General features: G+C 70.2%; 6 protein-coding genes. 2 read left to right on the forward strand and 4 right to left on the reverse strand.

Annotated features, from left to right (window positions below; all coding sequences use genetic code 11):
* Window positions 1-7: 7 nt before the first annotated feature.
* Together WMF20_RS21425 and WMF20_RS21430 are read right to left on the reverse strand one after the other, a co-directional pair.
* Window positions 8-1294: an alpha/beta hydrolase family protein gene (locus WMF20_RS21425; RefSeq protein WP_437616362.1), complete on the reverse strand. Its 1287-nt coding sequence runs from the start codon at window positions 1292-1294 to the stop codon at window positions 8-10.
* Window positions 1295-1823: 529 nt separating this feature from the next.
* Window positions 1824-2732 carry a sugar phosphate nucleotidyltransferase gene (locus WMF20_RS21430; RefSeq protein ID WP_437616364.1) on the reverse strand — a complete coding sequence of 303 codons (909 nt, stop codon included), beginning with the start codon at window positions 2730-2732 and terminating at the stop codon, window positions 1824-1826.
* 207 nt (window positions 2733-2939) lie between these two features.
* Between WMF20_RS21430 and WMF20_RS21435 the strand changes: the two genes are divergently transcribed.
* Entirely contained in the window at window positions 2940-3866 is a 927-nt protein-coding gene (locus tag WMF20_RS21435) for a hypothetical protein (RefSeq protein WP_437616366.1), read from the forward strand.
* Window positions 3785-4201, forward strand: coding sequence for a nuclear transport factor 2 family protein (locus WMF20_RS21440; protein WP_061614382.1), 417 nt, complete (start codon window positions 3785-3787; stop codon window positions 4199-4201). Before WMF20_RS21435 ends, WMF20_RS21440 begins: the two co-directional genes overlap by 82 nt.
* Window positions 4202-4257: 56 nt before the next feature.
* On the opposite strand, the gene WMF20_RS21445 is transcribed toward WMF20_RS21440, so the two are convergent.
* Both WMF20_RS21445 and WMF20_RS21450 read right to left on the reverse strand, forming a co-directional pair.
* Window positions 4258-8448 carry an ATP-binding protein gene (locus WMF20_RS21445; protein ID WP_437616368.1) on the reverse strand — a complete coding sequence of 1397 codons (4191 nt, stop codon included), beginning with the start codon at window positions 8446-8448 and terminating at the stop codon, window positions 4258-4260.
* Window positions 8449-8585: 137 nt separating this feature from the next.
* A complete protein-coding gene (locus WMF20_RS21450; protein WP_148313982.1) occupies window positions 8586-8984 on the reverse strand; it encodes a YybH family protein in 399 nt (132 codons plus the stop codon).
* Between the last annotated feature and the right edge of the window lie 11 nt (window positions 8985-8995).

Here is an 8995-nt window from a genome sequence, read left to right on the forward strand (position 1 = left end):
GCGCGGATCAGCGCTTGATCTTGAGCACGACGTCGGGCGCTGCCTCCAGCGCGGGCACCACGAGCCCCGCGCGGAGCAGCCGCCCTTTCAGCGTCGCATCGAAGTGCGCCAGCGTCGCCGCCCGGGCTATCGTGAGCTGTCGTGTCGCCTCCATCGTCTGCGTGAACCGGGTGCCGCAGAATGGAAATTCATCACAGCCTCCCGGGTCGATCGCGTCAGGGCCGACCCCGCGCGCGAGATCCTCGAAGAGCAGCTCGCTGCCCCTGGAGATGTCGCCCATCGACTGCACAAACTCACACAGTACCGTGTCGGTGTTCTCCACGTCGGGGATATCCATGTTCAGAAACCCGGTGTGATTGCCGCCGATGAGCTTCACGAGGGCCACCGGAGGTGGCGCCTGGTCGAACACCTTGAGCGGCCCCACGATGGGCACCAGCTCGTCCGCGGTGCCGGAGATGATCGTTACGGGCAACGCGCGTCCATAGATCGCTGGCCCGACGAAGCACGATACCGGTGCATAGGCCACCGCGGACTGGATGTCGATCTGGAGGACCGGGTGGTAGGCGGCGAGCAGCGCCGTCAGGCCTCCCGCCGAGAAACCGAAGACCCCCCGATGGTCCGGGAGCACGGCGCGGGCCAGGTCGGCGTCGGCGCCGTCGAGCCCGACGATCCGATCCATCACGAACTCGAGGTCTGCCGGCTGGTTCGCGTAGTCCGCTGACGTAGGCCCGCCGGGAGCATCCGCCCGGGTGAGGGGGAACAGCGGCGCTGCGACGATGTAGCCGTGGGACGCCAGGTGTTCGGCGTAGAGGCGAGCATCCCCTCCGGGGCTCGCGAATCCATGGCCATACGCCACCAGTGGAAACCGCCCGGGCGCCACGGGCGCGCGGTCCCCCCCGGGAGGCGAGGCCGAACGCGACTTTACGGGGTGCCAGACCACCGTTGGCAGCGTCCTGCTGGGGGCTCCAGGAAACCCGTTGTTCGGCCGCGTGGGTCGCGACCTGTCGACAAAGACGAACTCCCGCCTGGCGAACCCGTAGGGGCCGCTGTCCGCGATCGCGTTCAGGACCAAGGTCGACGCCGGGACCGACGAGAGCTCCGTTTGGGCAGCAGCGGTTTCAGCCTCCACGGCCTCCGGACCTTCGGCCACCGTGTCCGGGGCATCCGCGCAGCCCGCTGCAGCGATCGCCAGACTGAGCCCGATGGCGACGAATCTGCCCACACACTCGATATGCCCTTGCGCGCGACACGGCTTACCGTCCAACATCTCTCTCGCTGTCATCTCGCTCTCCATTCGAATCGTCGATTTGACCAGGTCACCTCGACGACATGGCGGAGGTCGCCTCTCATCGCGAGGCGGCGCGGCCTACCCCCCTCGTCGTCCGCATGGCGGCGCAACGACGCGTGGCCCTGACGAGAACCGGCGCACGCGGCGTTCAGCTGCTCTTCTTGCTCTCGCTGGCCGCAAAGCCTGGAATCAGAGGCAGGCGCGGCTATGCCAGACTAGCTGGAGATGCGATGGGAGCCATTCGGGCTCTCCCGGAATCGTGGGTAGGCGCCGGAGCGACGAACGAGCCGAAACCGCCCGAAACGAGCAGCATTTCGAACCATCGATTCGCTAAGAACAGAACGCCACCTTGGCGTCCTTGGCGGCTTGGCGTCTGTGCGTTGAAATTCCCCTGCGCTCGCGAGGCAGATCCCTGGAGAGATTTGTGACCCGCGGTAACCACCGACGCCCAGGCCCCCACCGTGCAGCGGGGGCGGCCCTGTGGCGCAATCCCGCCCACCTCGGCGCACCTCGCGGCGCGGCCCCGGGCGGGCGATCAGCTGGCCGCGCGCACGACGCGCCCCTGCGTCGTCACCACCGCACGCTCGCACGGCGCACCCACATCCACGCCGACGGCGACCCGCGCGCCCGGCCAGACCACGCACCCGCGCAGCGCCCCGGCCCCCTCGACCCGCGCCCCCGCGCCGATCACGCTGCCCGCCACGTCCACGCCCTCGGCCACGGACGCGCCCGGGCCGACGTAGCTCGGCAGGCCGCGCTGCGCGAGCCAGTGTGCGCTCGCCGCGAGGTAGGCGGCGAGCGTGCCGATGTCGTGCCACACGGCCGGCGCCGCGAACGTCGCGAGCGGCCGACCCTCGCGCAGCCACGGCAGGTACACGTCCCCGACCATGCAGCCGCGCGGCGGCAGCCGCCGCCGCAGCGCCTCGCCGACCACCTGCACGCCCACGAAGTCGCCGCCCGCGACCTCCTCGCCGAAGCGCTCGCCGCGCAGCCGGACCACCTCGCCCCGGCCGCCGACGCCCACCGTCCCCTCCCCGGCCGGCCGCGGCGCCACCGCGAGCGTCGCGGCCGCGCCGCGCTCGGCGTGCGCCGCGCAGAGCGCCGCCACGTCGAGGTCGATGAGGATGTCGCCGTTCCAGAGGACCACGTCGCCGTCGCCCAGCGCACCCGCCGCGTTCGCGAGGCCCCCCGCGGTGCCGAACGGCTCCGGCTCGTGCAGGACCTCGACCGGCACCGGGAACGCCGCGAGCAGGTCGCGCGTGAAGCGCTCCGCGAGGTGGGACTTGTTCATCGCGGCGCGCCGGACGCCGCCCGCGGCGAGCTGCCCGGCGATGTGCGCGACGAGCGGGCGATCGCCGAGCCACAGGAGCGGCTTCGGCAGCTCGTCGGTGAGCGGGCGGAGCCGGGTCCCGAGCCCCGCCGCCAGGATCATGGCAGAGGCCATGCGCCGGAGGATCGCCCCCTCCGCGAGGAACGTCCAAGAAATCGAAGGTGCGACCGCGGGTAGCTCCGTGCGTCAGAAATCCCGCCAGGGATTTCTGCGACAGCGAGAAGGGGCCGGAAGATAGCTCGGCATTTCCAACACTTTCCGTCTGTCTTTCCGCCGAGCGGGGCTCGGCCGTGGCCCAACGCGGCGGTCGCGGCGGTCGCGGTGGAGCGCGCCGATCTCCCGCTGTTCTGCGCGGCGGTCTGCGGCGTCGGTCTGCAAGGCGCGTTCGTGCAGCAGTATCGCTTCGCGATCCTCGAGGGGCAGCCGAGCAGCAAGGGCGCCGGGCCTGCTGACCATGTCCAGCTCGCCAGCGCCGCTGGCATCGTCCCCGGCATCTCGCTCTTCGGCCTGCTGGAGGGGCGGACGTCCAGGTACATGCCCGCTGCCCTGCTGATGCTCGCGGCGCTCCAGCTCATGGCGGCGCTCTCGTTCGCGGCGTACGGGCCGCAGGAGGCGCGCGCCGCCGAGGCCTCCGCCGCGCCGGACGCGCGCGCCCGCGCGCTGTACTGGCCCATGGTGGCCATGGGCGCGGGCGCCTTCCTGGTGATGAGCCTCCTCATGGTGCCGACGCCGCTCCAGATGTGCGGCGTCGAGCAGTGCTCGGTCCAGCAGGCGAGCTGGGTGATCCAGGTGCACCTCCTGAGCATGTACCTGCCCTCGCTCTCGGTCGGCGCCCTCCTGAAGCGGATGTCGATCGCGCAGCTGCAGGGCGTGGGGCTGCTGTTCCTGCTCGTGGGGTTTCTGGTCAGCTGGGTTCCGGGGTTCGAGGGGGCACCTGGTCGGCTGGCGCTGGTCGGGGTCGTGTGGTGTTACGTGTTCGTGACCGCGACGACCCTTGTCGCGCGCAGCCGCCCGGGCTCCGAGCGCTTTCGCGCGCAGGGCGTCGCGCGTCGCCTCCGGGGTGCTGTATGCTCGGCCGAGATCAGGCTCGGATCGGTACGGGAGCAGCGGAGCGCATGGAGTCCTCGGAGAGAAAGCCGGCAAGTCCAGAAGATTCGGTTCGCCAGATGCTCGTCGAGTTCGCGCGCGCCTTCGAGCGAGGCGACGTGGACGCGTTATGCGACATGTTCGTACGTGACGATGCCCTGATCTTCTACGGCACACACGACAAGCTGCACTTCACGCGCTGGGCCGAGATCGAGGCCTCGTTCCGGCGGCAGAGCGAGATCCTGAAGGACCTCGTGTGCAGGATCACCGGCGATGTCCAGGTGCGTCTGCTGGCCGGGGGAGCGGCCGCCTGCGCCGGGACGGCCGGCTTCGGTATCCACGCCACCATGGGCGGCGTGCGCTTCGACCTGCCCGCGCTCCGACTGACCTGCACGGTGGAGCGCCACGGGGATCACTGGCGGTTCGTGCAGCTCCACCTCTCCGTGTCGGACAGGCCGTTCCTCGACAGCGTGGGCCACGTGCTCGAGAGCGCCTGAGAGCGCCTGAACGCCGCGCCGCCACACCACGCCGGTGCGGCGGCGCGGCCCGCGCCTCACGTGGGGACGTCGCTCGACTCCGCCAGATCCCGGAGCGCCCTCTCGCTCCGGCGCAGCGCCTCCTCGGTCCGCTGGACCTTCAGCGCCTCCTGCTCCAGCTCGCCGCGGAGCACGGTGTTCTGCAGCGACAGCGCGGCCAGGAACTCGAGGAGCGGCAGCCGGCGCAGGATGAACGCGCCGTGGACCAGCCGGTTCTCCAGGTAGAGGAGGCCGCCCACCTCGCCGGGGTTCTTCATGATCGGCATGCACAGCACCGACTTCGGCCGCTCGCGCACGAGGTACTCGTCCCCGGCGAAGGCGCCGCTCGCCCCGACGTCGCTGAGCACCACCCGCTCCCGCGTCCGCTCGACATAGTTGACGATCGACGCCGGGACGCGGGTCGCGAGCGGCGCCGTGCTCCGCTCGTACACGCGGATGCTGATGCCGTCGCGGTCCACCACGGCCTCGGCGGCGAGCCGCAGGCCGTCCCCGGTGAGCAGGAGACAGCACCGCTCCGCCCCCTCGTGCTCGACGACGAGCCGCATGAGCGACTCCATCATCTCCTTCGGCGTCATGTCGCTCGAGAGCGACCGCGAGACCTTCACCGCGGTCTGCGCGTCGATGGCCTCCGCCGCCATCGTCATGACGCCGCTGCTCGTCGCGCGGCGCTGCTCCTGGTTCAGGACGAGCGCATGCCGCTGCTCGAGCTGCCTCACCTTCTCGCTCGCGCCCCAGCGCGAGTACGACGCCACCGCCTCCCGCAGGTAGAGCCCCGGCAGGCCGCTGTAGCCGCGATCCAGGTAGAACCGGGCGGCGAGCTCGCTCGCGAGCGCCTCCTGGTGGATGAACCGGGACTCGCGGAAGGCCACGATCGCCTTATCGTAGAGCGCCGCGGCCTCGTCGTGCCTGCCGTCGACGCGCGCGCGCTCCGCCGCTACGAGCGCGTGTTTGCCGGCGAAGTTGTCGGGGCAACTCTCGGCCCAGACGCGCAGCTGCTCCTCGTGGCCGGCGAGCGACCGCCGGAGCCCGGCCTGCTCCTCGGCCGGGGCCCCGGAGAAGCGGGCCGCCCGGGCGAGGGCGCCGAAGTAGTGGTACTCGGCCGAGAACAACATCCCGTTGCCCCCCGAGATGTTGCGCTCCGCCTTCTCCGCGGCCAGGGCCGCCTCGTCGGGGTTGGAGGCCAGGAGGTGCTGCGCGGTCTTCATCACGTAATGGACGAGCCGCACGCTCGGGAAGCTCTCCTTCTCGAGGCGGTCCTCGAACGCCTGCTCGTCGAAGTCGTCCGCGCTCATCGTGCCGAGGTGGCGCGTGGCGCCCCTCATCGCCTGGACCAGGCGCAGCATGCTCGTCACGGCGTCCGCGGCGAACGTGATCTTCGCCTTCGTCGCGTAGTCGAGCGCGCTCACCGCGCCCTTGTACGCCTCCTCGATCGGGTCGCCCCGCACGATCACGTTCAGGGTGAGCTGGATGTTGCTGAAGCTCCCCCACGTCAGGTTCCCGACCTCGTTCGCGGCTTGGATGCTCACGCGCTGGCAGGCGATCCCGGTGTCGATGTGGCGCGTCCAGACCGAGATCAGACAGCCATAGAGGTTGGCCACCTCGGGCTTGTAGACGAGCGCGTTCATCTTCTCGGTCAGCTCGTAGCCCACCCTGCCGATCCGGTCGCCGTCCTGGTACGCGCCGAGCTTCTGGCAGAGCGCCTTGCCGAGGCACGTGTACCCGATGCCGGTCGGCTCCGCGTTGCCGTGGAGCAGGCTGAGCCGGACCATCTGGCAGACCAGGAGGTCGTTGAGGTTCGGATCGGTGTAGAAGGTCGAGGCGTACATCACGGCCATCACGCCCATCGCCGCGAGCATCGGCGGCGCCGTCATCCTCGGCTGGCCGAGGATCTCGTCGGCCGTGCGATCGCGGAGCGCGTCGCGCAGCGCCGTGATCTCCGCGACAACCTCCTCGTCGGCCGGCTGCCTCCCGAGCTTGATGCCGAGCAGCGCGAGGCACTCCAGCCCGACGCCGATGCACGCGTCGTGCTCGGACCGGGCCATGTGGTTCTGCATCAGGACGCGGTAGGCCGCCGCCTTGTCGAGCTGCGTGCGCGCGCGCTCGAGGAGCACCGAGCAGAGGTCGATGGACCGATCGAACTCCCCGTTCACGCACGCGCTCTCGGCGAGATCGAGGTGCAGCGCGAAGGCGAGCAGATCGTCGGCTCCCGCCCAGTCGTCCTCCCCGATCAGCGCGCAGCCCGCGGCGAAGTAGGCCACCGCGGAGCCGTAGGCCCCGGAGGCCCTCGCCTTCCTGCCGGCGCGGAGGTTCAGCTCGGCCGTCCTGCGCCGCTCGCCCGGATCGGTGATGAAGGAGGCGCCGATGTTCAGCTGGTTCGTGATCTCGAACAGCCGGTCCTCCAGCGCCTCCTCCGGCGTCTGGACGAGCAGCAGGCGCCCGATGCGCAGGTGCGTCGAGGCGTGGTTGCCCTCGCGGATGAGCAGGTACGCGGCCTGCTGCACGCGGTCGTGGAGGAACTTGTACGTGCTGCCTCGGCGCGCCACGAGCCCCTCGCGGATGGCCGGGGAGATGGCGGCGTGCGTCGTCTCGGTCGACTCGCCGTACATGGCCGAGAGGACCTCGGCGTCGAAGCGGGCGCCGAGGCACGCGGCGAGGGAGAGGACCCGCTGCGTCTCGTCGTCCAGCCGCCTGAGGCGGCCCAGCACCAGGTCGACGACGTTGTCGGTCAGGTTCTGCGCGGCGATGGCCTCGATGTTCCAGCACCAGACGGCGCTCACGGGATCGACCCAGACCAGCTTCTGGCGATAGAGCTCCGTCAGGAACTGGCCCACGAAGAACGGGTTGCCGCCCGTCCTCTGGACGAGGAGCCTGGTGAGCTGAGCCCCCAGCTCGTCCTCGCAGCGGAAGGTGTCCATGACGAGCTCGAGGACGTTCTCGTGCGGGAGCGGGTCGAGGCTGAGCGTCGAGACGCGCGCGCCCGTGGCGTGGATCTGCCGGAGCACCTCCATGAGCGGGTGCGACGGGGTCACCTCGTTGTCGCGGTACGCCCCGATCACGAGCAGGTGCCGCTTCTCGGGCGCCGCGACGACGTCGCCGATGAGCCTCAGGCTGGCGGGATCTGCCCACTGCAGGTCGTCCACGAACAGCACGAGCGGGTGCCGCTTGCGCGCGACCACGCCGAGGAACGCATGGAACACGCGGACGAAGCGGCTGCGCGCCTCGTTCGGCGCGAGCGGCGGCACCGGCGGCTGCTCGCCGAGGATCAGCGAGAGCTGCGGGATGATGTCGATGATGACCCGCCCCTCCTCGCCGAGCGCGTCGCTCAACCGGTGCTTCCACCCCGCGAGCGACTGCGGGCTCTCCGTCAGGATCTGCCGGACGAGCTCCCCGAACGCCTGGGCGATCGTGCGGTAGGGGATGTCGCGCTGGAGCTGATCGAACTTCCCGGAGATGAACGCCCCGCGCTCGCGGACGATGGGCGCCTGCACCTCCTTCACGAGCGAGGTCTTCCCGACGCCCGAGTACCCGGCGACGAGCACGAGCTCGGCCGTGCCCGTGGCGACCACACGCTCGAACGCCTCGAGCAGGATCGCGCGCTCGCGCCTCCTGCCGTAGATCTTCGTCGGGAGCTGCAGCCGGTCCGGGATGTCGGCCGTCCCGAGCGGGAACGAGTCGATCATCCCGAGCTCCTCCAGCTCGGTCTGGCACATGAGGAGATCCGACCAGAGCCCGCGGGCGGTCTGATAACGCTCCTCCGGAGACTTCGCGAGGAGCTTCATCACGATCTCGGAGACGATCCGGGGCACGTCATGCACCAGCTCCGCGAGCGGCACAGGGGCCCTCGCGATGTGGGCGTGCGCCCACGCGGGCGCGTCCTCGGCGTCGAGCGGCAGCTTGCCGGAGAGCAGCTCGTACAGCGTGACGCCGAGCGAGTAGAGATCGGCGCGCTCGTCGATCGGCCAGTCGACGCGGCCCGTCCGCTCCGGCGCGATGTAGGGCAGCGACTTCGGGTTGATCTTCGTCTCGTCGGAGAGGCCGAGATCGCCGCGCACCACGGCCAGCCCACCGTCGAGCGACACCTCCCCGCTCTCCGGGTGCACGGAGAGGTTCGCGGGGCGGATGTCCAGGTGAAGGGTGCCTGACTTATGAAGTTTCGACAGCGCAGATGCGATCTGCACCGCGTGCGTGAGGAACCGGCGAAGATCCATGAGAGCCCTGGTGGTCGTCGATAGGACGATCCTGAGTGTACGGTACTCGAAGCAGGATCCCTGTCAACGTTTCCTCCGGCCTCGCCGGCGAGGCGCCGGCCGCCGGAGCGCTTCGACCCGCTCGGCGCGGACGTCGATCACGACGCGTCAGGGATCCTCGTCGTGTGGTGCACGAGGGCTTTCCATTCACCGCCCTTGAGCTCCCAGACCGCGGTGAAGGCGATGGTGTTATCGAGCTTGACACCGCCCTTGAGCTCGGCGCGCGAGCGGTAGACGCCGCTCACGATAGCGACGTCCCCGCCGACGATACGCACGTCGCACTGCCGGAGCTCCTGCGTGTACGTCAACATGCTGTCGACGAGCTTCAGGTACTCGTCCTTGCCGCGCTGCACTCCGTTGTAATCGACGTACCGCCAGCCTTCGGCCAGGTGGCGATCGAGGAAGCCGTAGTCCTTGACGGCCCCCACCGCCTTCGTCCACGCCTTGAGGAGCGCGACGTGCTCCTCTCTCGCCTGCTCCGCGGTGATCTTCGACATTCTCCACCTCC

The sequence above is a fragment of the Sorangium sp. So ce834 genome, assembly GCF_051521425.1.
Classification (GTDB): domain Bacteria; phylum Myxococcota_A; class Polyangia; order Polyangiales; family Polyangiaceae; genus Sorangium; species Sorangium cellulosum_D.

Bases quoted from the DNA above. Each gene is read 5' to 3' on its own strand.
- WMF20_RS21425 (WP_437616362.1), bottom strand. From the start codon at position 1,294: ATGGAGAGCGAGATGACAGCGAGAGAGATGTTGGACGGTAAGCCGTGT.
- WMF20_RS21430 (WP_437616364.1), bottom strand. From the start codon at position 2,732: ATGGCCTCTGCCATGATCCTGGCGGCGGGGCTCGGGACCCGGCTCCGC.
- WMF20_RS21440 (WP_061614382.1), top strand. From the start codon at position 3,785: ATGCTCGTCGAGTTCGCGCGCGCCTTCGAGCGAGGCGACGTGGACGCG.
- WMF20_RS21445 (WP_437616368.1), bottom strand. From the start codon at position 8,448: ATGGATCTTCGCCGGTTCCTCACGCACGCGGTGCAGATCGCATCTGCG.
- WMF20_RS21450 (WP_148313982.1), bottom strand. From the start codon at position 8,984: ATGTCGAAGATCACCGCGGAGCAGGCGAGAGAGGAGCACGTCGCGCTC.